This is a genomic window from Lysinibacillus sp. FSL K6-0057 (genome assembly GCF_038630885.1).
Lineage (GTDB): Bacteria > Bacillota > Bacilli > Bacillales_A > Planococcaceae > Lysinibacillus > Lysinibacillus fusiformis_F.
In genome coordinates this window covers 209,522-234,656 of record NZ_CP152047.1, presented here as the reverse complement: position 1 = coordinate 234,656, position 25,135 = coordinate 209,522, and the positions used below count along the sequence as shown (strand labels likewise).

At 34.1% G+C, this 25,135-nt stretch carries 17 protein-coding genes; 4 read left to right on the top strand and 13 right to left on the bottom strand.

Annotated features, from left to right (window positions below):
- Positions 1-5 precede the first annotated feature (5 nt).
- From MHB40_RS01100 to MHB40_RS01090, 3 genes are all read right to left on the bottom strand, one after another.
- On the bottom strand, positions 6-146 hold the full coding sequence (locus MHB40_RS01100; protein ID WP_342533732.1) for a hypothetical protein: 141 nt from the start codon (positions 144-146) through the stop codon (positions 6-8).
- A 280-nt stretch (positions 147-426) separates the two neighbouring features.
- Positions 427-2,427: an ABC transporter permease gene (locus MHB40_RS01095; protein ID WP_342442214.1), complete on the bottom strand. Its 2,001-nt coding sequence runs from the start codon at positions 2,425-2,427 to the stop codon at positions 427-429.
- On the bottom strand, positions 2,414-3,181 hold the full coding sequence (locus MHB40_RS01090; protein ID WP_342442213.1) for an ABC transporter ATP-binding protein: 768 nt from the start codon (positions 3,179-3,181) through the stop codon (positions 2,414-2,416). The genes MHB40_RS01095 and MHB40_RS01090 overlap by 14 nt, the downstream gene beginning before the upstream one ends.
- 199 nt (positions 3,182-3,380) lie before the next feature.
- On the opposite strand from MHB40_RS01090, the gene MHB40_RS01085 reads away from it, so the two are divergent.
- Together MHB40_RS01085 and MHB40_RS01080 are read left to right on the top strand one after the other, a co-directional pair.
- The gene (locus MHB40_RS01085; RefSeq protein ID WP_342442212.1) at positions 3,381-4,043 is read left to right on the top strand and encodes a response regulator transcription factor; all 663 of its coding nucleotides are present in this window, start codon (positions 3,381-3,383) and stop codon (positions 4,041-4,043) included.
- The gene (locus MHB40_RS01080; RefSeq protein WP_342442211.1) at positions 4,040-5,065 is read left to right on the top strand and encodes a sensor histidine kinase; all 1,026 of its coding nucleotides are present in this window, start codon (positions 4,040-4,042) and stop codon (positions 5,063-5,065) included. The genes MHB40_RS01085 and MHB40_RS01080 overlap by 4 nt, the downstream gene beginning before the upstream one ends.
- A 7-nt stretch (positions 5,066-5,072) precedes the next feature.
- On the opposite strand, the gene MHB40_RS01075 is transcribed toward MHB40_RS01080, so the two are convergent.
- The 8 genes from MHB40_RS01075 to MHB40_RS01040 all read right to left on the bottom strand — a co-directional run bounded on the left by MHB40_RS01075 (position 5,073) and on the right by MHB40_RS01040 (position 18,865).
- A complete protein-coding gene (locus tag MHB40_RS01075; RefSeq protein ID WP_342442210.1) occupies positions 5,073-5,807 on the bottom strand; it encodes a hypothetical protein in 735 nt (244 codons plus the stop codon).
- Between the two features lie 12 nt (positions 5,808-5,819).
- Positions 5,820-6,554: a hypothetical protein gene (locus MHB40_RS01070; protein WP_342442209.1), complete on the bottom strand. Its 735-nt coding sequence runs from the start codon at positions 6,552-6,554 to the stop codon at positions 5,820-5,822.
- Positions 6,547-7,461, bottom strand: a complete 915-nt coding sequence (locus tag MHB40_RS01065) for an ABC transporter ATP-binding protein (protein ID WP_342442208.1) — start codon at positions 7,459-7,461, stop codon at positions 6,547-6,549. The genes MHB40_RS01070 and MHB40_RS01065 overlap by 8 nt, the downstream gene beginning before the upstream one ends.
- A 278-nt stretch (positions 7,462-7,739) precedes the next feature.
- Entirely contained in the window at positions 7,740-9,680 is a 1,941-nt protein-coding gene (locus MHB40_RS01060) for an AraC family transcriptional regulator (protein ID WP_342442207.1), read from the bottom strand.
- A 114-nt stretch (positions 9,681-9,794) separates the two neighbouring features.
- Positions 9,795-11,720: an AraC family transcriptional regulator gene (locus MHB40_RS01055; RefSeq protein ID WP_342442206.1), complete on the bottom strand. Its 1,926-nt coding sequence runs from the start codon at positions 11,718-11,720 to the stop codon at positions 9,795-9,797.
- Between the two features lie 235 nt (positions 11,721-11,955).
- On the bottom strand, positions 11,956-16,326 hold the full coding sequence (locus MHB40_RS01050; protein ID WP_342442205.1) for an S-layer homology domain-containing protein: 4,371 nt from the start codon (positions 16,324-16,326) through the stop codon (positions 11,956-11,958).
- Between the two features lie 174 nt (positions 16,327-16,500).
- The gene (locus MHB40_RS01045; protein WP_342533731.1) at positions 16,501-16,923 is read right to left on the bottom strand and encodes a hypothetical protein; all 423 of its coding nucleotides are present in this window, start codon (positions 16,921-16,923) and stop codon (positions 16,501-16,503) included.
- A 373-nt stretch (positions 16,924-17,296) separates the two neighbouring features.
- Entirely contained in the window at positions 17,297-18,865 is a 1,569-nt protein-coding gene (locus tag MHB40_RS01040) for a sensor domain-containing diguanylate cyclase (protein WP_342533730.1), read from the bottom strand.
- Between the two features lie 509 nt (positions 18,866-19,374).
- On the opposite strand from MHB40_RS01040, the gene MHB40_RS01035 reads away from it, so the two are divergent.
- Both MHB40_RS01035 and MHB40_RS01030 read left to right on the top strand, forming a co-directional pair.
- On the top strand, positions 19,375-20,559 hold the full coding sequence (locus MHB40_RS01035) for a CaiB/BaiF CoA-transferase family protein (protein WP_342533729.1): 1,185 nt from the start codon (positions 19,375-19,377) through the stop codon (positions 20,557-20,559).
- Positions 20,560-20,847: 288 nt separating this feature from the next.
- Positions 20,848-22,185, top strand: a complete 1,338-nt coding sequence (locus MHB40_RS01030; RefSeq protein ID WP_342440973.1) for an IS4 family transposase — start codon at positions 20,848-20,850, stop codon at positions 22,183-22,185.
- 544 nt (positions 22,186-22,729) lie between these two features.
- Here MHB40_RS01030 and MHB40_RS01025 read toward each other — a convergent pair.
- Together MHB40_RS01025 and MHB40_RS01020 are read right to left on the bottom strand one after the other, a co-directional pair.
- Entirely contained in the window at positions 22,730-24,205 is a 1,476-nt protein-coding gene (locus MHB40_RS01025; RefSeq protein WP_205446459.1) for a hypothetical protein, read from the bottom strand.
- A gap of 197 nt (positions 24,206-24,402) precedes the next feature.
- The gene (locus tag MHB40_RS01020) at positions 24,403-24,957 is read right to left on the bottom strand and encodes an HPP family protein (RefSeq protein ID WP_205446458.1); all 555 of its coding nucleotides are present in this window, start codon (positions 24,955-24,957) and stop codon (positions 24,403-24,405) included.
- Positions 24,958-25,135: the final 178 nt, after the last annotated feature.

The window sequence follows — 25,135 nt, the reverse complement described above, 5'->3', positions numbered from 1 at the left end:
ACTATTTACTTCTCTTTCTCTAAACGATCCTTGAGCATGCTAGCGATTTCCTCAACCTGTGATTCTACAGCAATTGGATCATAGGGCCAGAAACGTTCTGGGTTTAAGTTGAATACTCTATTATTTTTAACTGCTTCAATTGTCAATTGTACCGTGCATTTATAAGAAAAATTGTGAGGAACCAGTCATTTAAAAACGAAAGTTAGTTCTAAGATCATTTAACCAAGAATAATGCTTTTTTAAACTAAATGGCTTATTAATTTTTTGCATTCTTTATTTTCTTTTTACGGATAACCTTAAATAAAATGGTTACGATGATTATGATCATTATAAAACTTAAATATGGGATCCACCATTTAATAGTTTCAATTATTCCCTCCGATAATCCAAAACCCATTAGAAATTCAGTCATATTACCTACTCCTTTTATTTAAGTCTATTGTCTAAAATTACTTGTTTTGCACTCTGATAAGTTGCAATGAAATATATTACATATAGCAACAAAATAATACCAAAGCTTAAATACATATTCTGTTTGATAGAAACTTCAAAAAATGGTTCTAATTTTTCTAATACAACCTTAGTAGTAAAGATTGATATGAAACTAGCTAAAATTAAAGGTGAAATAAAATAAAATCCAATTTGTCTAAATAACAACCTATTAATCATTTTTTTATCTGCACCAATTTTCGATAATGTCAGGTATCTTTCTTTGTTATCCTGGGTTTCTGTTAATTGCTGTAATGCTAGTATTGATAACGTGACAATCATTAAAATTATTCCTAAGTAACTGCTAATAAAAGCTATTACTCCAAATACGCCAAAGTAAGTGTCTTGTATCACACTCTTAGTTACATAATAAATCTCTCCATCAAGAGATTTTTCAACCCATTTATTATTCATTATTTTATAGACCGTGCCCTCAATTTCTTGAGAGGGAAAAACACCATTCAATAAGAAACTATCAGGATTCATATAATTTCTCATATTGTCTGGAACAACCACTGTTCCTACATCATTTGCCCTGGTTGAATTTGTTAAGTAAGTAATGTTACCAAATATTTTTTTGTTTGCAGGAGTAAGCTCCTTGTCACCAATTCTTATTTTCCCCTCTTTATTTAAGAAATTTTGAATATGTTTATTAAAGGGTTCATAGTTTGCATTAATAATGAATTTATTTTCTCCCAACCGAATTCCTTCTTCTCCAGATAGTTCCAATATTTTATTGTAATCTGTTTCAGTTATTAAAGTAACTTGTGACATAAGTATCTCTTGTTCTAAATCAGATAGTTCTACTTGTTGCTCTTTAAACAATTCTCCATAAGTTAAATCTGCATTAAACAACATTATCTCTACATAACTTTTAAGATTTTCTTTGAGTGGAATGCCATCTTGTTTTGCTGTTTCTAAAAGATTTTTGTTATCCTCATAGGGTTTTACAATTGTTAAGTCAAATGGAGTTGCCGTGGTAACTTGTTTATTCATAGAACTTGTAACACTAAATCCTGTACCTAGAACTACTAGTGAAGCTATCAGTAATGCACTTAAGATACTTATTACTAGAAAATTAATTTGCATTTTACTTCCGAATTGTCGAAACAAAAATGAATTTAGTTCTTTAAAATACAGCTTTTTGTTTCTTTTAGCCAAGAACACCATCACACCGGAAATTGTATAATAAAACAAAATAATACCAAAACCAAGAAGCGAGACTATCACAGTTAAATAATTCTTATCAAGTCCGAATTTCATCAACAATAGTATTCCAGTAGTTATTAAAGTAATTGCTACTAAAAAAAGGCTACTTGTCGCCCATTTGTTATAGACCTTTAACTCTTGATTTTTACGATTCGCAATTAATAAATCGATAAGTTTAATATTCATAATATTACGAGCATTAAAAAGTGCTACTATAATATAAATAATAGAAAAACTTATAATAGTTTCTTTTATAGCTTCTTTTGATAACAACAATTTATATCCTACTGCATCACCTACAAACATTTTTAAAGCTAATATCGAGATTACTTGTGACATTAAAAATCCTAGCCCAAGGCCTATAATTAAAGCAAATAACCCTACCAAAAAAGTCTCACCTACAAAAATAAAGGATATCCGCCATTTACTCATCCCTAATGTCATATAAATACCCATTTCTTTTTTTCTTCGCTTCATTATAAATTGATTGGCATATATGATAAGAAAAGCAAAAACAATTGCAATAAACCTTGTTAATAGTCCAATATACGTAACTAATGCATCCCCAAAAATCTCCATAGAATAATTTAAATCATTTAAAGCTGGTTGAGATGATACTGAATTAAATGCATAAAATAGGCTAACACCTAAAACAAGAGTTAGAAAATAGATAGCATAATCTTTAATACTTCTGCCTACATTTTTATATATCAATTTAAAACTCATCATTGATATTTCCTCCTAGTAGTGCAACAACCTCCATTATTCGATTAAAGAAAGTTTTACGATCATCTTTTCCTCGTATTAGTTCATTAAAAATTTCTCCATCCTTTAGAAAAATAATCCTTCTGCAAAAACTTGCATTATAAGGATCATGAGTAACCATCAAAGTTGTGGCATCTTGTTGCTGATTTAATATTTCTAAATTTTTCAGCAACATTTTAGCAGATTTACTATCAAGAGCCCCTGTTGGCTCATCGGCTAATAATAATGTAGGCCTTGTAACAATTGCTCTCGCTGCCGCAATTCTCTGCTGTTGTCCTCCTGACATTTGATATGGGTATTTGTACAATACTTCCTTTATATCCAAAGCAGCGGCAACTCTATCGACTTCATGTTCAATTTCATTCACTGGATAATTAATTATAGATAATGCCAAAGAAACATTTTCAAAAGCAGTTAGTGTATCTAGTAAATTATATTCTTGAAAAATAAAACCTAACTTCTCACTTCTAAATTTTGATAATTTATGGCCCTTTAATTTTGTGACATCTTCGCCATCTATAAATACATGACCAGCCGTAGCAGTATCAATGGTTGAAATACAATTAAGTAAAGTCGATTTACCACTTCCACTTGGTCCCATAATTGCTATAAAATCGCCTTTTTGCACTTCAAATGAAATGTTTTTTAATGCATGGGTTACATTACCCTTATTACCATACACCTTTTCAATATTTTCAACTTTTAATATTGTATTCACTTCCCAATTCCACCCCTTTTATGGATGACTTATCCTTTTGCTACCATAATATTACCATTCAATGAATTAACAAAAAATCGATTATTGTATCATAATATTACCGTTTTGTAAGTTTACTTACTATGCACTATAATATAATTAAAAGATATAAATAATGGAAATAAAGACATTCATTGGTTCAATTAAGGGGAAATTAAAAATGAAAATATTCATTATCGAAGATGATCCAATTATCAGAAAGGAACTTTTTGATTTTCTAGAGAGATATGGGTATGAATGCATAAGTGGCGATGATTTCACAAAAATTGTAGAAGATGCTCTACAAAGCATGCCGCATTTAATTATTTTAGATCTTAACCTTCCTTTTCAAGACGGTTTTCAAGTGTGTCGTGAAATTCGGAAATTGTCTTCTGTGCCCATTATTATAGTAACTAGCCGTGACACTTCCTTTGACGAACTATTAAGTCTTCAAATAGGAGCAGATGACTTTATTACAAAACCATATGATTCACAAATCCTTTTAGCTCATATTCAATCCGTTTTAAAAAGAACTTACGAAATTTCCAAAAGTGCTATTCTTTCTTATAAAGATTTAACACTGGAAATATTAAAGAGCAAAGCTATTTATAATAATAAAGAAATAGAACTTACAAAGAATGAATTATGTATTCTTAGATTATTGATGATGAATAAAGGAAACGTAGTTTCTAGAGATGAAATAATGAATGAGCTTTGGCAAAACGGAGATTTTGTTGATGAAAATACCTTAAATGTTAATATATCAAGGTTAAGGCGCAAATTGGAATCAATCGGTTTAAAAAAATATTTATTAACGAAGAGAGGACAGGGTTATCAGTTATGAGTTTAATTGAATTTTTTAAGGAAAAACAGTTAGCAATACTTTTTCATTTACTATCATTGCTAATTATCTCTAGTGTCCTCTACTTGTATAATGAAAATGGAAGTTTAGTAATAGTAATAGATTTGATTCTTCTATTTTTCTTTTTCACACCAATTTTATTTAAATATTATCAATTAAGGAACTATTACGATGAAATAAAAAATATTTCAAAACAAATCAAAGAAAAAACATATATTGCAGATATTGTAGAGGAACCCCCTTTTTTTTCAGGGAAATTCTTCTACAACATCTTAAATGAAGCAACAAAATACATGAATGATTGTATTTTCTCTTTGAAAAACTCACAACGTAATTATACCGACTACATTGAACTTTGGGTGCATGAAATAAAAACACCAATCACTGCACTAAAGTTAATTATAAGTAACCATAAGACACCTGAAAATATCCTTATTCAAGAAGAACTATTAAAAATAGAAGGTTATGTTGAACAAGCTCTATACTATGCAAGAAGTAGTACTTTAAATCAAGATTATAGAATAGAAACATTTACACTTGATAAGGCTGTAAATTTAGCCATTAAATCATTATCTCTAAGTATTATTCGTGCCAATGGTAGTATATATAAGGATAACCTTGATTTGAAAGTCACATCTGATTCAAAATGGATTATTTTTATTTTAAAGCAATTAATAGATAATGCTATCAAATATCGTCATAATCCGCTTAAATTATCCTTTATTGCTAAAAAAGTAGAAAACGGTACTTTATTGTTAATATCAGACAACGGTATTGGTATAGCTTCATCTGATATTGAGAGAATTTTTAAACGTGGGTTCACAGGAACCAATGGTAGAAACTATGTTAAATCTACTGGTATGGGTTTGTACCTTTGTGAAACCTTGTGCAAAAAATTAGGGTTACGCATAAGTGTAGATTCTCAAGAAGATACTGGCACTACATTTAAAATATATTTCCCTGATAAACTGCGATTATTCCAAGAATCGAAACAAAATATATAGAGTTTATTTATTTCAAATCCCTTTTTTTGATTATATAGAGACCTATTATATAGGTTACTACTGAAAAGAAGCTTAAGTAAATAATATTATTAATATTGTAGTATAGAGTAGAAAAACCATCAGAAGCAATGTAAAATGGTGTATTCTCCATAATCGTCTTCATCCAACTGTCATCTCTTTCTACAATTTGTATACCAATGTTATATAAAAAAATATATAGAACATATCCAATTATTAATGAGTAAACGCGATTAAACGTAATAGAAATTGTAAATATACCTACTGATAAGATAGAAGAGAAATAAACTATATATACAATCCAAACTGAGAATAGTGTACTTAGGATCTCCATACTAGAGAAATGTTTACCTATGATAAGTTGAACAGTTAATCCAATTAATATATTAAAAATGCCATATAGAGAAGTATAAAATAAAAATGAAACACTTTTAATATGAATTATTTGACTTCTACTGTACATACTACTAAATACCATTTTCGAAGTTCCAAAACTAAACTCGGATCCTATCATATTACTGCCTAAGTAAATAAAGTAAATTTGTATAATAAATAAGGAAATACCAATATTTCCGCTTAACTCTACGCTTTTACTTAAATTCATCTGATAATAAAGAACATTATCAATAATTGTAGCAATAAATAATATTATTAAAAAAACGCATGTTGATGTATCAAATATTTTCTTAATTTCCATTCGGCTTATAGAAAACATACCAGTCATATTATCAATCTCCTATATTTCTCTTTTATTAATAATTATTAAAGATATTAAAAATAATACTAAGCCTGTTAATGCTAAACAAATATTATTTGATATTGATAAATTATTATATTGCATTCCCTTATAAACCAAAGCCAGTGGATTCTCTTTAATCCAAAGAGCTAATTTTGTTGTAGAGTCTAATTTTATTAAAATAATACCTCTAATCATACTCTCAAATGAAAACATAGAAATAATGGAAACTATTGTTGCAATTTGACTGAACGTAATAAACCCAATGATGAAAGATAAACTTGAAACAAAAAAGGAAATAAGTAAATAATTTGTTAGATTAGTGAAAATATCGTGTGTAAGATTATTCAGAGTAAATTTATTATGTTCCAATACCCACAATAAATTGGCTAGTAATCGATGAATAGTTCCTACAATACATCCAATTAAAATCAATGAAAGTAATTTTGATAGAACTATATTTATACGTGATAAAGATCCTGTGAATATAATTCTAGAAGTTTTTAATGAAAACTCTCTTGACATAATAAAAGAAGGCATAATGAGAATAATATAGTACGAAATATCACCAAAGTAATTGTAATATGTATCCAAATCCGAAGGGGATGGGTACATGGGCCTTTTTAGATAAATTGTAATAGTGTACAAAACTGCAATAAATAAACTTGACCAAATGCCATATCTTTTGAATAATTGTTTAACCTCTAATATTGATATTCTTATAGTGCTATTCAATCTTATTTCCTCCCATTAACTCAAAAAATCTCTTTTCTAAATCTTTGCGAAGTGGATAAATAGCATTTATACTAATTTTATTTTTTACTAAATCTACTATAAGAGAATCAGAATCTTTATAAAGATATTGAAATTTTACTTTATCTTGATCTATTTCTATAAAAGGTATGTTTTGTATATCATTTAAATAGTTTTTTACCATTTCTATTTTTTTAGTTTCTATGATAAATTCATGTAGCTCTCTATCAGTCTGTTTTTCTGTTTTTAAATCAATATAATCTACTACTGTTCCCTTCTTCAAAAACAAAACTTTATCACAAACAGCTTCAATTTCTGATAAAATATGGCTGGATATAAGAATTGATATCCCTCTCTCTTTTGAAACTTTCCCCAATATTTCTCTTATTTCAGCAACTCCTTCTGGATCTAATCCATTTGTGGGTTCATCTAAAATCAATAATTTAGGATTATTAACTAATGCCTGTGCAATTCCTAACCTCTGTTTCATTCCTAAAGAATACCTTTTTACCTTCTTATGAACAAAACCTTCAATCCCCAATAAATGGATTACAGATGAAACATTATCTCTATCATATCCCCCTGAAATCTCTGCAAAATAAATAAGGTTATCCATTCCACTCATATGGGGATAAAAACTAGGGTATTCAATCAGTCCTCCAATACGTTTTATATGTTGTAAAGGTTGCTTTTCAATATCAAACCGAACCTCCCCCTCAAACTTCGTTATTAATCCCATAATTATTCGCATAAGGGTTGTCTTTCCTGCACCATTTGGTCCAACTAAACCTATTACTTCACCTTTTGGAACTGAGAAAGAAACATTATTAATTACTTTATTATTTCGATAACTCTTTGTGATATTCGACAATGTTAAAATATTACTCATTTCTTCTCCTCCTTCTAACGCATCTTATCAATTACACGCAACAATTTTACTGATTTCCAATAAAAATGGTTTATAATTACATTTTATTAAAATAAGGATTTATTGTAAAATAATAGAATTCATAAGATATTACTCTTTCATAAAAAAGATATAGCAAATTGTAATTTAGTAGTTTTCTCCCTAGCTGAAAAGCCCAAGTAGACATATCCACTTGGGCTTTGTTGTAACTTTACTGTTTGCAGGAAAAACTAAGGTCTAACCTAGCCTTTCCTATCTACTTATTTTGTTAGCATATTTGGAAATTCCTCTAGCAACATGTTACTCGTTGTCATATCATCATAATTCCATTTATCCTCTATGAAATGCACTTTATTGTTCTTCACAGCAGGTAGGGAGTTCCACAATGGTTCTTGTTTTAATTCCTCAAATGCCTTTTGGGCCTCTTTATCCGCAGAAATTAATACAAATAATTGATCACCCATAAGTGTCTCATGTAGCGTCTCTTTAGTAATTTCAATATATGGTCCACTATTTGGCTGTAGTGCTTGCACCTTTTCATCCATACTATATCCTTTAGCTTGATACAGTAAACCTGCTACCCCACCTGTTTTCATCACGAACATCTTTTTATTCCAAAAAAATTGGAGTACTACTGCCGTTTCACCTTCAGCTACCTTACCCTCTGCACGAAGCTGCTCCCACATGGCATCGGCATCTTCATTATATTTCTTCAGTAGCTGCTCTCCTTCTTCCTTTTTACCAACAATATCAGCAACGACTGGGAATCGATCCTTTAATGGCTGCATACCATCAAAAACAATAGTTGGTGCAATTTTAGAAGCTTCTTCGACCTCATTATCCATAACATATGACAGCATAATCAAATCTGGCTTTAATGTCAGAACCTTCTCTAGGTTTGTTGGAAAGCCGATATCTGTTGAACTTACTTTCCCGTTATCTTCTAAAACACCGCTCTCGATAAAACGACGATCTACCCCAACAGGCTCTATGCCTAATGCAAGTAAATCACCGATCGAATTGCCCTGAAGTACAATTCGTTCTGGATTTGTAGGAATTTCTACCTCTGCTCCTTGACTATCCTTATAAACTCTTGTCTCAGATGAGTTGGCAGACTGGCTTTCTGCAACAGGCTGATTCTGTCCTGTTGCTTCATTGTTTGAACTGGTAGTCCCTCCCGCACACGCGCCCAACAGCAATGTTATACAAAGTAGCGCTATTGCAGTGAATGAAGTTCTTGAACCTCTATACATATGTATATCTTCCTCTCCTTTATATTGATAATGATTATCACTATCAATATATCGCCATATTTGCCGCCACACAATGGACGATTCAATGATATTTTGAGGACGATGTATAGCATCTTTTCTTTCTTGTTTTCTAAAGCGTAATGGCGATACACCCTTATACTTTTTAAAAAGGCGACTTAAATAATAAGGGTCCCTATAGCCTACATTTTCAGCAATTTCTTTCAATGTAGCATCTGTCTCTACTAATAAATTAGCTGCTATATCGAGGCGCGTTTGAATTACATAGTCAATTACACTATAACCCGTTTTCTTTTTAAAGATGGAAGATAGATGAGGAACACTATAATTCAAATGAGTCGCAATAGATTCTAGTGTCAAATTCTGTGCATAATTCTCTTGTATATACATCATTACCTGTCTCACAAGGTCTGGTTTAATCAGATCTATCCCCTGGCTATGAAGCTGCTGTAATAAATTATGAACAAATTGGTAGAATAATGATTTCACATAAAAGCGATTTATTCCACCAGCCTTCCTCCATTCCTGCTCCATCAATTTAACTTTGTGATAAATAAAAATAGGGTAATTTGGTATATAGCTATATTGCAACAGAAATGGATTACTCCTATCCATGAGTTTCACTATTTTTTGGCTCGTAGGAATAGGCATGGTCACTTTATAAAAAATCAAATAATACTCCAGCTCATCCTCTGTTAGAAAAATATCTAAGATCGTTCCTTTACTACCATGTATGACTTGAAACTGCTGAATAATATACTCAATTTGATTGAGCTGAACCTGCGCCCTTCCACGAGACACAAAAATAAAACCATTGGAAGGCATTTTATAAGGCTGTAACGTTTCATCCATTCTCAAAACTTGATGCCTAACATCCAGCACTTTGATAGCAGCATGATCCCACAGGTATATATGGTCATCAACATTCATAATGCACCTAACTCCTCCTATCTATCTTCTTACTACTATCATTATAATTGAAAATGATTCTCAAATAAAAGCCAAACTACGATTGATGGTAGTTTGGCTTATGATTTATTCATGTTATTTATTTTTTTGCATATTACTAAAGGCTTCCACTACTAAATCAAGCTGCTTCTCTAATGAAACAGGGTCATTAAAGTAGGAAGCATTACTATCCAATATCGTAACCATGTTATTATTCACTGCAGGCAACTCATTCCATAATGTGCTTTCCTTCAGAAATTCAAGCGCTGTGTCTTCTACAAAAATAAAATCTCCTGCATAATCTGGCAATCGTTCAATAGAAAATGAAACGCCCCATTCTTTTGAATCAAGCGCCTCCTTTTGAACTAAATCGGGCGCATCTAATTGGAATTCCCCATAAATAATTTCTCCACCTCTAGAGTAATGATCACCATATATGTAAACCTCTTTATCAGTACCACCCATGATAGAGACCGTCTGTTTCCCTACAACTTCTTGAACAATTGGCTTGTACTTGGCAATTTTCTCATCCCAATTGCTAATCCATTGAGCGGCTTCTTTTTCTTTATTAAGCATCTTACCGAACTCCACTAATTGTTCGCGATAACTCATGTCGCCATACTTAATGCCAACGGTTGGCGCAATCTTTTCAAAGTTTTCAAAGCCTTCCATGCCATCGAAGGCAATAATTAAATCTGGTTTCAATTCCAAGATTTTTTCAACAGATTTGTTGTCACCAATACTTTCAATACCATCTGTTTTACCCTCAAAATAAGGATGGCTTAACGCAAAATCAGACATGCCAATAGGTTTAATACCTAATGCCAATAAATATCCCGCATAGCTGTCTGCTACAACTACAATACGTTTCGGATTTTTTGGAATCTCTACTTCTCCACTCGCAGCTTGGTATGTAATGGTTTCCACCTGTGTTGCTCCACTTGTTTCACTTTGTGCTTGAGATTGTGAGCCTGAATTTGTATTGGCACCACTTGCGCAAGCACCTAATAATAGCGTCAAACACAGCAATAGTGTAGCTGCAAAATTCGACTTATTTTTTCGAGCCATCTGAAATTTTCCTCCTTCTTTGCATCGATAATGATTATCACTATCAATATATCGTTGGAGTGTTTTTTCATCAATGGAGGATTCCATGATGTTTTGTGGAGCATCTTCTAGCATGCCTCGATCCAATACCAGTTTTCTATATTTCCCTGGTGATATCCCTAGATGTCTTTTAAAAAGGCGATTAAAATAATGAACATCTGTATAGCCAACACTTGCCGCAATCTCTTTTAAAGGTACATTTGTTGATTTTAATAGCGTTACAGCCTTTTTCATTCTTAATTGCATAACATATTCAACTAAGCTATGGTTTGTCTCTCTCTTAAATACGGCAGATATATGTGACACACTATAATTTAAACGTTCTGCAAGAGGCTCCAGCTTTATCGAATCTGCATAATGTTCTTCCACATACGCCTTTATTTGACTTACCAAACCTGTTTGTTTTACATAGCTCTCTTGGCTACTTAACTGCTGATATATACTTAATACAATCTGATAAAATAATGTTTTAACTTGCAAACGTTCCAGCCACTTTGATTGTTGCCAGCTTTCATGCATAAGCTGCACTTTTTCATAAATAGCTATCGGATACCTAGGTGTCAAGCTATACTGCACTTGAAATGTATCTCTTTTTTCGAACAACTGAAGAATCCTTTGACCAACAGGATAAGGTACGGAACCTTTATAAAAGATAAAATAGCACTCTAGTTCATTATTTATTTGATTAATTTCTAAAGCCATCCCTTTGCCACTATGTATAATTTGAAACTCATGCACATGATAATTGGTTTGATCCAGATGCATTTTCGCATCTCCCCGAGTGACTATGAGAAAAACACTTGCTGGTAATTTATATGGCTGCAATGTTTCCCCTATACTGAGTATCCTATGACGTACATCTAATACCTTGATAGAAGCGTGATTCCAAAGTAAAAGGTGGTCTTCTATGTTCATGAGGATTGGCCTCCTTTTTGGGTGGAGTGGTTTTATGTATTTATATTATAAATGACAACTATTATCAATTAAATAAAAAAGGAATGGTAGCCTTTAGTTATGAGGAATACTATTTTCGATAGAAAGGAGGCAATACTATTTAGATTAACAGCATTTGGATACTTTTTATAAAATTACGGTAATTATGTAAAGCTTAAAAAACCAAGTGGGGAAAACCACTTGGTTTTTTATAATTTTATGGTGCTTTTGTGATCGTTACATAAGGTTTTAAATCATTACTTACAGCCATAACAATATTACCATATTGATCAATAGTTAATAGGTAAACTTTTTGTCCTTCCCTAAATTCACTTGTACTCACTTTTAAGAGAATTGAAGGTGCTGCTCCTGTTGTTCCATTATTTGTATTGACAGGTACATCATCTTTATCAGATGCAACTACCCCAGGAGTTAGTTGTTTATGATCCACTGTATCAATAATATCTTTAGCTGTTAATATTTTTGTATTACTGTTTGTAACTACATAATAGTATTTTTGTTTTCGGTTTAATTCTGTGTTAATTTCAATACTTACTTTCAAATCATGGGATGAAGTTGCACCACTTGGTCCAATAAGCTCTGCTTTTAGAATTGTATTATTTTCAAAGTCTGCAGGGTGTTCGTACTTAGCAACAGATTTATCAGAAACAAAAGATAGCTTCCCTAAATCCTTAATATCTTTCAGAGTCGTCGCATTCATATCAATCATAAAGTTTGATGAAATTTTCTTATTAAATGTAATAATTAACCTGCGTGGTTCTGCCGTATTTAAAGTTTTTTCCCACTCTATTTTATCAATTGCACCTGAACCAATCGAACTAGAGCTCTCTAACTCATCTTTTAACTTCTTAATAGTAGCTGTAGTATTTTCCTTTACAGGAATCAAGTCAGTATCACTTGATAAAGAAATTGCCTCAGAAAATGTAATAACGAATGTTTGATCTTCTTTATAAGTTAATGTAGATGAATCATTTCTAGGAATAATATCGAATTCTTTATCTGTAATTTTCTTGATAATCGGATCAATCTTTGGTGCTGTCCCGTCCGCATAGAATGGTTTCATCATAACATCACCATATTCTTGCGTAGTACCTACCCTTTGTTGCACTGTGAAGTTCCCAGGTGTGTCTTCAACTCCAATGTATAATACATATTCTTCATGTGGTATTAATCCATCAATTGAAAGTTTATTATTACCCGCATCTAATGACGCACGCTTATAGCCTGTTGCAGCACTTAAGAAGGCAGCTTTCCTTGTAGCACTATCTTTAGATGAATCAGTTGTTCCAGGTAATGGTTTTAAATTGCCACTATTATCATATATATCTGGATTCAGCTCAAGCACACCGCTAACTGGATTTTTCTTATATTTTGGTAATGCAGCATAATATATAAAACCTTTTTCATCAGAGTTAAGTGTGATATCAGCAGTCTCTTCTCCTGGTTTCCCCGGTTTCTCCCCTTTTGGTGTTACTTGAATATCTCCAATTAGTGGAGGCTTACTATCATCAGCAATTAGGGCATCTTCAATGATAGATAAATTTCCGGAACGATCCTTTACTACCATATATACAGAATAACTTGTAAATGGATCAACTGCCAAATCTGATAATACAATATCAAATTTAGTGTTGCCTCTATTGGCTATCTTTTCACCTTCCTTGAATAAATAAATTTTCGCACCACTACTATTGTCAAATTTGCCACTTGGTTTTGATGTGAACTCATCTATAAAATCACGGGAGTCTATATTTAGAGCATCCATATCTGTATTTTGAGGCATAATCATATAGTAGAAAGTTCCCGCTTTATCTGTTGAAAATTCTACTTCAATCTTAGTTTTTTCAGCATTTTTCATTACCTTTTCAATTTTTAATTTTGGAGTATCTATATCTGAGTGCATATATTCTGCATAATTATTCGGAATAGCTCCAGAAGGAACCGTACTTATATTTTCAAAATCATTAAATGCCAAATCTTTAACTCCAGGTAATACTGTTACAGTTAAAGTATCATGATTAATAAACCCGCTTAATGAAGGAACTTTTAATAATACTCTTGATTTGCCAGAACCATATTCTTCATAAATAGCCTCTTCGGGACTAATTACTTTTTGCCCTGTAACGTTAATTATCCCTGTACCGGATAATTCATAGTTTTTAACATCCTGCGCGGTTTCTTTATCTAACCTTTCGTTGAAGTAAACATATACTTGATTAAGCCCTTTTCGTTCTAAAATTTTATTTTCGACATACGGATGAATACTATCAAGTTCTTTCGTTGTAAAATCCTTTGCTACAGCAGGGTCTACTGAAAAGTTGCCAGACTCATCTTTCATCACTACATAAAGCTGATAGCCTGTTTCAGCCTGTAAGCCTGTTAGAATTTCTGTTATGCCTAGTGCACCAGCCTTTGCTTTCCCTTTACCAGTTGGATTAGCAACGATATCTGCTGTTGTTGGGTCAGGTGCTGTAGTTTTTGGGCGTAAATAATAGTAATAGTCTCCAGGTTCACTTGCAGTAAACTTGAATTCAGCTCTTGTTCCACCATGTAAAGGTGTAACTTGTAAAGATTTTACTGCTGGTGGTGATGCATCTTTCATTTGGAAGGACTGTGATGCAATATCTGATGCATTTTTCGATCCATCTACTACCATAATGTAGATAACATACTCTTTTTTCTCACCTAAATTGGAAACCTTAATAGTATTCTTATCTTTAATGGCTGCACCAGTTCCATGTGCTACGTTCTTGTTGGAAAGACGGTTGACCATTTCACTTTTATTTGGTGCCTCTGCATCCTTTTCACGCACAATATAGTAGTAAGTACCGACTTCATCTGATGTGAAATCTGCTTGTATCTCACTACCATTTAGTATTTTGAGCTCCGTAATACTAATGAGAGGTTTTGTTTTATCATCAGGATTCTGGTTCTCATTATCGTCTTTATCGATTGGTTTGCCATCTGGATCAGTAATTTCCCCAACATTATCTTTATCATCTAGGAAATCATCAAAGATATCATTTGGTGACACGTCCTTAGGTAAAATAACTTTATCAATATACGTATAATCTCCAATATCAATCTTGCCATATGAATTATCAACAAATAATGTCCCAATTCGCCCATCAATATACAGCTCAAGATCTGTGTAGCTATTGTAATTAATCCAATCAATATTTCCTGAACCATAAATTGTGAGTTTTGTTTCAGTATTTAAATTTAACGTACCAATATTGCCTTGAATTTCAAACTCTCGCACATTTCCAATGATGTCTACACGTGGTAGTTTTGTATTTGTTTCAATTTTTGTACCTGTTTGAGATACTACTAGTCGAGAAACACTGCTGTTATAGAATTCTAGATACTTTTCAACATTTTTCATTTCCTCTTTTTCTTTAGACCAGTTGACGAACGGCTTGTCATTATCATTATTTGGTTTTGTCCAATTTTGAAGATCGTTCGAATTGTTATTTGACGAATCTTCTCCTTTATTGTTATCTGGATTCGACCAATTGATAAATGAGATATTGTTACTTGCTACACGCCCAAGAGCTAATGGTTGATGGTTTGCAGCCCCTATATGCAAAGGTGGGCGAACTGTTTCATTGACAAACATTGCCCCTGTCAATGTCATATTAGAGAATTCAATATAGTTACCATTTACAACAATCGTTGCACCAAAAGATCCGTAATTACCATCGAAATCAAGTGAACGAGAACTTGTTCCACTTGCATTGAGCGTTAGTTTTGAAATGGATCGAATTACTTTCCCTGAAAGATCACCCTCAATGTAGGCGCCTTTTAAGACAGGTGCATTATAGTCGTTAAAAATATGAGAAAGGCTTTCTGGAATTGTGTAAGATTCACCGTTTACATAAACTTTATCGTCTTCAACACCTGTAATTTTGAAAGATGTTTCATTGCCCTTCTTCTCTTGTGAACCGACAACAAATGAAGCAAACTGTCCACGAGTTACTGGAGCAAATGGAGAGAAAGTAACAGGTGTTGTACCTTCTGTAATATTTAAATCAATAACTGTTTGAATATAGATAGCATTGCTTGTTTGGCTATTTACATCCTTAAAAACATTATTATAATTTTGAGATACTTCTAGATGGAATCCGACCACTACTATTTTGGCTAGTTCACCTCGAGTAATGACTTCATTTGGCATAAATGTACCGTTTGAATAACCTGACATGATACCCGCATTTTGCAACGCAGCGACATATTTATAATATTCGCTACCCTTAGGTACATCTTTATAGTAAGGATCTTGGACATTTTTCGTATCCAATTTTAAAACAGTTGCCAGCATTTTCGCAGCCTGTCCTCGTGTTACATTTACATCCGGGCGAAATGTATTATCGGCAAACCCTTTAATTACCCCTTGAGAATATAATTTTAGAATATCGTTATAATGATCTGTGTATTGGTTAATATCCGTAAAGGGAGAAGTAGCCGCTGCCGCTTTCGGTGGAGGTACTACAACAGCAATTCCACTTGAAGCAAATACTGTTGCAATCAAGGCCTTATTTACTCTTTGGATTTTAGATTTATCCATTCCACTCTTCCTTTCGCTTATGTATTTTGATACGTTCAAATATCATTTTCCTCATACCCTTTATATCGACCATAGACTAGTGAACCTTCATAGATAAGTTTAAAATAGTGAGGTAAAATTCTTAATACGTATAATAAATTCAGACTATACTACTCTCTTTGTCGAAAAATAGTTTCAATTCCCCTTAGTAACCAGGTAGGATTGATTTCTAGGGATTACTTTTACACTTCTTATGAGCAGGAGCAGCTCTTTTTCGATCACTTTCAGACTTCTTATGAGCGGCGGCAGCTCTTTTTCGATCACTTCTTTACTCCTTATGAGCGGGAGCAACTCTTTTTCGATCACTTCCTTACTCCTTATGAGCGGGGGCAACTCTTTTGTGATCACTTCCTTACTCCTTATGAGCGGGGGCAACTCTTTTTCGATCACTTCCTTACTCCTTATGAGCGGGAACAACTCTTTTTCGATCACTTCCTTACTCCTTATGAGCGGGAGCAACTCTTTTGTGATCACTTCCTTACTCCTTATGAGCGGATTCCTCACTTTTGTGATCACTTCCCCACCCTCTTTGAGCGGATTCCTCACTTTTGTGATCACTCCCACACTCCTCATTAGAACAACCTAATTATTCCCAATCATTTCATAAGGATTCCACTCTATTTGTATTCCCCACCAAATATCAAATGAACTTCACTCAGGCACTCAACAAAAAAAGCCAAGGAGCATCGGTGCTCGCTTGGCTTTTGACGATATATAGGCATACATCCAGTCGTACTTGGGGTGTCATAAGGGAAAGGGGGATAACCTTACGTCTTGTCAAGTCGATCAAGAGATGTGGCCCGAGTTACATATCATTTGAACATGGTTTAAAAGTCATATGGCGGATGACTTACACATAGCTTGCCCAAATGATGTTTGCATTAATCATTACCCCAAAAATTTGAATTGTAAGCTCTTTTGTTATATTTTTTTAATTCGTTTTTGAGACTGCCACTTTTACTTGGTTGCGTCCCTCTTGTTTGGCAAGGTAAAGTGCATTATCAGCCGCTTCAATTAGCGCCTCCGTTGTATCTGCCATTGCGGGATAGACCGCTATTCCTGCAGATAATGTTACTGGTCTACCACATGGGCTGACTGTATCGGCCAAAATTCCTCGTAGTTGTTCAGCCACTCGTACGGCTTCCTTTGCTGTCGTATTCGGCAAAAGCATGACAAATTCCTCGCCCCCGTATCGGCAGCATATATCTCCTTTACGGGCTACAGATTCCATATGTCTAGATAAAAATTGTAAAACTTTATCGCCAATTGCATGACCATATGTATCATTCACACTTTTGAAGTGATCTAAATCTAGCAAAATAATGGCATGCGGTACCTTATTTGTTAACCACTCAGCAAGCATTGAATCCATTGTTCGTCTGTTCGTAATACCCGTCAGTGGATCAACTGTAGATTGATCCTTGAAAAAAGAGACCTGTCCATGTAAAAACGATAAACTTCGAACCAATGCATTCTTCAAAGAATACGCTTCAAAGTACCATCCACTAACAGATTTTAAACCTTCTACATTTTTCTTATCTAGACTTTCCTCTGTCAAAGAGGCTAGTTGCTGTAAGGGATTAGCAATGCGTGCTGCAGCCCAAAGTACGATAATAATCGAAACAACCATAAGGGGTACAGATTTTATAATGACTTCCTGTACACGATCAAATGAAGGTGCTAATGCTACGTCTAATGGTTTCTGCGCAACAACTCCCCACCCTGTCGTTGCCACTGCACTATAGCCAGCAAGCATTTTTACCCCTTTTGTGTTCTCAACTAGTTGGGCACCATCCTTGCCAGATATAACAGCTTGAACGACTTTATTTTTCGTTACAACATCATTAATACGGCTTGGATCTTGATGATAGATAACTCGTCCATCAGAATCAACTACATATACGTAAGAACCATCCTTACTATAATGCTCTCCCAATAAGGTTTTAAAGGCATTAGGTTCCTTTAAATAAATAGTGCCTGCGATCATTCCCAGATACTCATTGGACTCTGAGAAAATAGGATGCGATATAAAAATGATGAGCCGTCCTGTCATCGCCTCATAGGGTTTAGAGATGAGTGGTGTCTTTTTGGCTAATGCCTCTTTAGCACCAATTGATGTTAAAACCTCTCCTTTAATTTCTATAGATGGTGGGGAGACAGACAAAACAAGTCCCTTTGCATTTGTTATGACCACCGAATTGAACATTTGATTTTGCAATCTCAAACGCTCCGTTTCCTGATTCAATGTTTGTTCATCATTCATTTTTGTGTTGACCTGATTCGCACTATATCCTAAGATTTGAAAAGCTTCATGTAGATAGGAATCAGCAGTTGATGCCAATTTTTGAGCATAAACTCTATTCGTTTCTAGCGTATTTTCCTTAATAGAATCAACGTTCATCCTATAGCCGCCCCAAACACTACCAATGCTTGTGAAAAAGAATGCGGCCATCGCTACGCCCATTATAAGATGCTTTAATTTTAACTGATGTGATTTCATTTCTTCCCTCCTATTTACGTTGTTTTTATATGTATATTTTGAAAGATTCTTTAAACAATTAGTGCTTATTATAAGCAAAGATTCCTATAGGTAAAAGTATCATTTCATAATTGTGTAAGAAGAATCCAACACACCTCTAGGATTGTATCAATAAAAGAGGTCGTATCATATAGAATCTAGTAAACAAAATTCCAACATTTTAGTTACTTAGATTAAATATTCCAACAGCTGACGCTAATTATCTGAAATTTGATAGAAAATCTAAATTCTAAATTTTTTTACTTTTATTGTTATTCTGACATATAAAAGTTGAAGCGTTTATTTTATAATTAAAATTAGCGTAGGCAAGTTAAGATTCAATCTGTTATAATACTCATTAAAATATAATAAACTGTAATAATACAGTATATAAAATACGCTTTTCACACAATGGGGATTATGAGAAAAGCGCTACTCTGCCATCATCATACAGATGGTTGTGTAGCCTACACAAAAAGGGGTTGGAAGATTTGGGCATTTTAAAGGGGTTAAAAATTCTCGATTTTTCTGCATTACTACCAGGACCAATGGCGACAATGATATTTGCTGATTTAGGAGCAGATGTCATCCATGTTGAATCTTCAAAGCGTGTTGATTTAACACGAATTATGCCTCCCTATGATGATGATCATGAGGCATATATCCATCAACATTTAAATCGATCAAAAAAATCAATTACGTTAAATTTAAAATCACCAGAAGCTATCGACATTGTTAAATCACTTGTACAGGAATATGACGTTATTATCGAGGGATTTCGACCTGGAGTGATGCAACGACTTGGCATTGGCTATGAAGCTCTTAAAGAAATAAATCCTAAGGTTATTTATTGTGCGATTACTGGCTATGGACAAACAGGGCCTTATAGTAATCGACCTGGACACGATAATAACTATCTATCCTTAGCAGGCGTACTCGACTATTCGCGCCATAAAGATAAAAAGCCTGTTTCGATGGGAGTTCAACTAGCTGATATAGCTGGGGGAACTATGCATGCCGCAATTGGCGTGCTGGCTGCTGCACTTCATCGTGAAAAAACAGGGGAAGGACAATTCATCGATATAAGTATGACAGACGCTGTCTTTTCACTTAATGCTATGTATGGTGCTGCCTTTATTGGAGGTGGGCGTGTTCCACAGCCAGAGCAAGAAATTTTAAACGGAGGCAGTTACTATGATTTTTACAAAACAAAGGATGGACGATTTTTCTCTGTCGGTAGTTTAGAGCCTCAATTTCGCAAATTGCTCTGTGAAGCACTCGATATTCCTGAGTTGATCGATAATACCTTCAATGATTCCTACTATACGCAAATTCGTTTTAAAGAAGCTGTTCACGATGCCTTTTTGTCCAAGACATATGAGGAATGGCTTGAAGTATTTAATGAGGATTTTGAAGGTTGTGTTGAGCCAGTTCTAACATTTCCTGAAGCATGTGAACATCCGCAGCTAAAAGCACGGGAGATGATTGTGACTATTCCCAAAAGCGATGGGACTATGCAAAAACAAATTGCCTCTCCGTTTAAATTTGATGGTGCACAGCCTGAATACAAGCATGTTGGTGCTAAGTTAGGGGAGCATAATAAGGAAGTTTTACTATCTCTAGGCTTTGATGCTGAACAAATCGATGCTTTGAAAGAAAAAGGCGTTTTAGAGTAAAAAAAGGTGTCTAATACTGTGACGTATTAGACACCTTTCTTAGTGTTGAAAAACAAAACTGTCAATCGAAAGGTAGAAATGGATTTCCGTTGCAGGCTACTTGCTTTCCTGTGGGCGAGCGCCGAATCGCTTCCTCCGCTACCGCTCCGTGCAGGGCTTCGCCTGTCTCGCTATCCCACGGGAGTCAAGTAGCCATAGCCGTGTCCTTAGTGATTTCCTTTATTCGTTGGTTCATATTTCTCTTATCAAGGTATAGATAAGTACACTTGATAAAGGAGGTCCAGCAAAATGAAACCAGAAAATATTCAATTACTTGCGCCACTTTTTCAGATACTTGGGAAAAATGAAGTAAAAGAGGTGGGTAGATTATCGGGTTTTATTCAACGCGAGCGTTCGTTTAGTGCGGCACAATTTTTACACTTTCTGTTTTTGAAAAAGAGTGAGATTATCAGTGATTCGCTTGAAACGCTTTGTACGGACTTGGCGGAGCAGGATATATTTATGACGAAATCGGCTCTTAATAAACGCTTTGATGAACGGGCTGTTACTTTTTTGGAAACCATTTTTGGACGATTATTCAAAACGCAGCTTCAACTCGCCTTCCCCAAGCTAACGGGATACACATTTACTCGAATACGTATTTTAGATAGCACAACGATCAAATTGCCAGATGCCTATCAGGGAAATTTTCAGGGTGTCCATTGTTCGTCTGTTAAAGTGCAAGTGGAGTTTGATTATTTAACCCAACAGCTACTTTATTTTGATTTAATGAACGGACGTGATGCCGATAATCCAGCAGGAATGACGCGATTACCTTTGATTCAGGAGAGAGAACTGGTTCTACAGGATTTAGGCTATTTTCAATTCGATTTTTTTAAAAAGGTGCACGCAAAAGGTGCTTTCTATATCACAAAAACGAAAAAAGATACGCAATTGTTTGTCGAAGTAAGTCATCCACCTCGTCATCCAAATGGGAAATTGATTGAAAGTCGCCGTTACAAACAAATTCATTTAGAAGAAATCGCATTAGAAATGGTACGTGGCGAATACAAAGAGTGGTCCCAATTATTTGTAGGACGACACGAAAAAATGCCTGCACGTTGTATTCTCTATCGCCTCTCAGAGGAACAGGAAAAAGAGCTACACAAGCGGGAAAAAAGAAGACGTCAAAAGAAACAAGGGCAAGTCCATAAAAATGAAGTAGAACAAATACCTGGAGTGGTCATCTATTTAACAAATGTACCAGAGGATATGCCAGCAAGTGAAATTCATGAACTTTACCGATTACGCTGGCAAATCGAGCTCTTATTTAAAACATGGAAATCAGATTTAGAAGTCGATAAGATGAAGAAGGTGAAGATTGAACGATGGTTATGTCATTTCTATCTTCAAAGTATTGTGCTTTTATTGACTGAAATGATCATGGGAATGATGAGAAATGATCTGTGGGTGACAAGAAAACGGAGGATTAGTGAAAGAAAGACGGTCCGGTTGATTGCGAAACAAATAAATCGACTTTTAAAAAGTATGTGGCATTCGAAAAAACAGCTATATGTCTATTTCGATACGCTCACCCGAAACGTTTCGTCATTTTGCCTAAAGTGTAAAAAACGCAAAACTTCTTAAAAGTCGATGTAAACCCAATATTTGGATGGATAATTTGTATAGTTTATTTAGTGAGGTCATTTTTCCCTCACTCCTTGTGTAATACCCATTTTAAACAGAAGATAAACACACGAAAATCTGGCGTAGGATGTCTGATGTTTTTTTAAGGACACGGCTATGGTCAAGTAGCCTTCCACTTCAACCCACTGACTTTTTAGCAAAGATTTTCATATAAAGGGAAGGTGTTCACTACTCTTTATGAAGAGGTGTTGTCACGCTTCACTTCTCCACATTGAAAATAAGAGCTCATCTCCTCTAAGAATACAGTTAATGGGCGATTTGATCGCTATGCTACTATGAAAAAAAGTAAAGACACTTTGCAGCATGGTTGATTGGAGTGGAGCCAGCGTCACTCCTTGGGGATTTAGCGTCACAGAGGAGACCCTGGAGCGAACGTAAGTGAGTGAAGCGGCTCCTCGGACGCCCCCTGGAAAGGATGCTGGCGGAACGGAAATCAACCCCTCACCTTGCCAAGTTGCTTTTTCTGCCGTTAACATCACCTTTCTTATACATACGCACTAATAAACATACGAAGGCTTTCAAAATGATCATCAATTAGCAGATATTTTTTATAGATTTCCATTAATTTTTCAAAAAGCTCGAACTGCTCGGTTACAAACAATACTCTTAAAATATTTAACATATGCAGAGATGCACTTTGTGCGACAACATAGTATGGTGCATCTGGTTGACGATAATTGCGTCGCCACTCTTCCACAGACAAACCAATATGTTGGAGAGAGTTATTCACATGTAGTGCTATATCCTGTTGAACATACGCCTCAATCGCAATAAGCTGTTCGCTACTAAAGTTTTTTTGTACTAATGAGGTATTAATTTTTTTATTAGATGCTAGGACATGCTCCTTTAATAAAAGCAAGCCATCCTCATAACGTGCCATTTTTACATAATGCTCAAGTAGAATAGCATATAAATTTTCTAAATAATTTAGCTGATAATTTTTAATAATGGCAGGTGGTGTTGGTTTACGATTTGGCAATAGCTCTTTATACTCAAGTAATATTTCAATAGCGTAATTATTTATTCGTTCATCTTCTAATAAATATTCACCATAATGTATAACTTCTTCACTCTGCTGTTCTTTATTGGCTATATGAAATAAAATATAGGCAATTAATACTTTTTCCTTCTCTGATAGTGCATACATTGAGTAGCGCCATTCCGCTTCGAATGAGGTAATAAACGCTTTAACACTATTAAAATCACCTTCTGATAAGCAATAATGAGTAACAATTTGGTAAAGACGTAACTGTTTCTTTGCCAAACAGCTAGCATTATGCTTATCCACATGAGTTATACACTTATCCAGTATTGATTTATAGTTATTCACAAAGTTATCCACATGTTCACAATTTTCTCTCACAGATTGCTCGAAATGTCCCATTATTTCATAAAGAAATGTGAATTGCTCTAAAGGTCTGTGGATAAGAAGTGAATAAACTTTTTTTGTGAAAAGCCAATGCCAAAAAGATGCATGCTCTTTATACATCATATGCACTAAATATTCATCTTGAAATTTATATAAAATAATTGATTGTAGCTCATTAACTGGCATAGCTATTTGCATTCGTTTCCCAAAAACTAACCAAATTAATCGTTCTAGGTCTATTGTATGTTGTGCAAAAAGCTGCTCAAAAAAAGTATCTTTGCCTTTTTGTGTATAGAAAAAAGCACTAAGCCGCTCATTCACGAATTTTGAATCTAAACCATATTTGTCAAAATACATTTGCATTTCTGTTGATACATGACCCCAATATTTACGTGCTGTGGAAAAGGCAATATTCTTAGCCGTTTCTTCGTCTACTAAAAATAGATTGGGTGAAAGCGAAGTACCAAGTATTTTTGGATCTTCTTGCAGATTGGACTCTGCCTCCAGCCATGTTGCTAGTATATTTTCAGCACCCTTTTCACTTCTTTGTTTATAAGCCATGAATAATTGCTCATCACAGTCCAACAGCATACAATTGGATCCTCCCATCAAATTCTACCAACAAAGATCTTCCCCTATCATTCAAATACATGTTTTTTACACTCTTTCTTCAATATAACAAATCTTAACTAACATATGCTAAAGAAATTTTGGTATGCATAGCGAAAACGTTAACAAATAAAAAAACCATCTATTAAGTGAACACACTTCATAGATGGATAACTTCATTACCAAAACATCGGATATTTTCTTTTTTCTCGTAAATTATTTATCAACAACCCGAAAAACACAATGATGACTGCTCCAATTAACACCGGTGTGAGTAAGTAACTCCAACCGTAACCTCCTAAAATAATAATTATAGGATTGGCGCCTGCTGGCGGATGAATGACACCTAAAAAGGCCATAAAAAATATGGTTAATCCAACACCTAGACTAATAGACAATATATTGGAACCTAATAAGGAATACATAGCCAAGCCAATAAAGGCGGAAATAAAATGACCTCCGATTATATTTCGAGGCTGAGACAAAGGTGCATTCCAGACGACAAATACAAGCACACAACTACCACCTAATGATGCCATTAGCCAAGGTGAATCAGTAAAATTGGTTAACCATAGCAACACAAAAATGCATATTAATCCACCCATTGCTCCAGTAAAGGCATCAGCGAAATTTGTTCGAGAAGGCGCATGGCCTCCTCCTCTCATTTTTAATATAAAGGGTTTAATGCTATTCTTTTTCTCTATCTTATTTTCTACACCTAGAATTTCTGTCATTGGACACCAACTTTTCTCTTCAATACTCATCTATTTAAATACGAACATGTAATCATTGTTAAACTTTAACTATTATATCAACACGACAATAGATTTCAATCCAAACTTCAAATTTCAGACAAATATTTACTTTTCCAACTTATAACTCATACAAAAAAGCAAACTTTTAAAAGTTTGC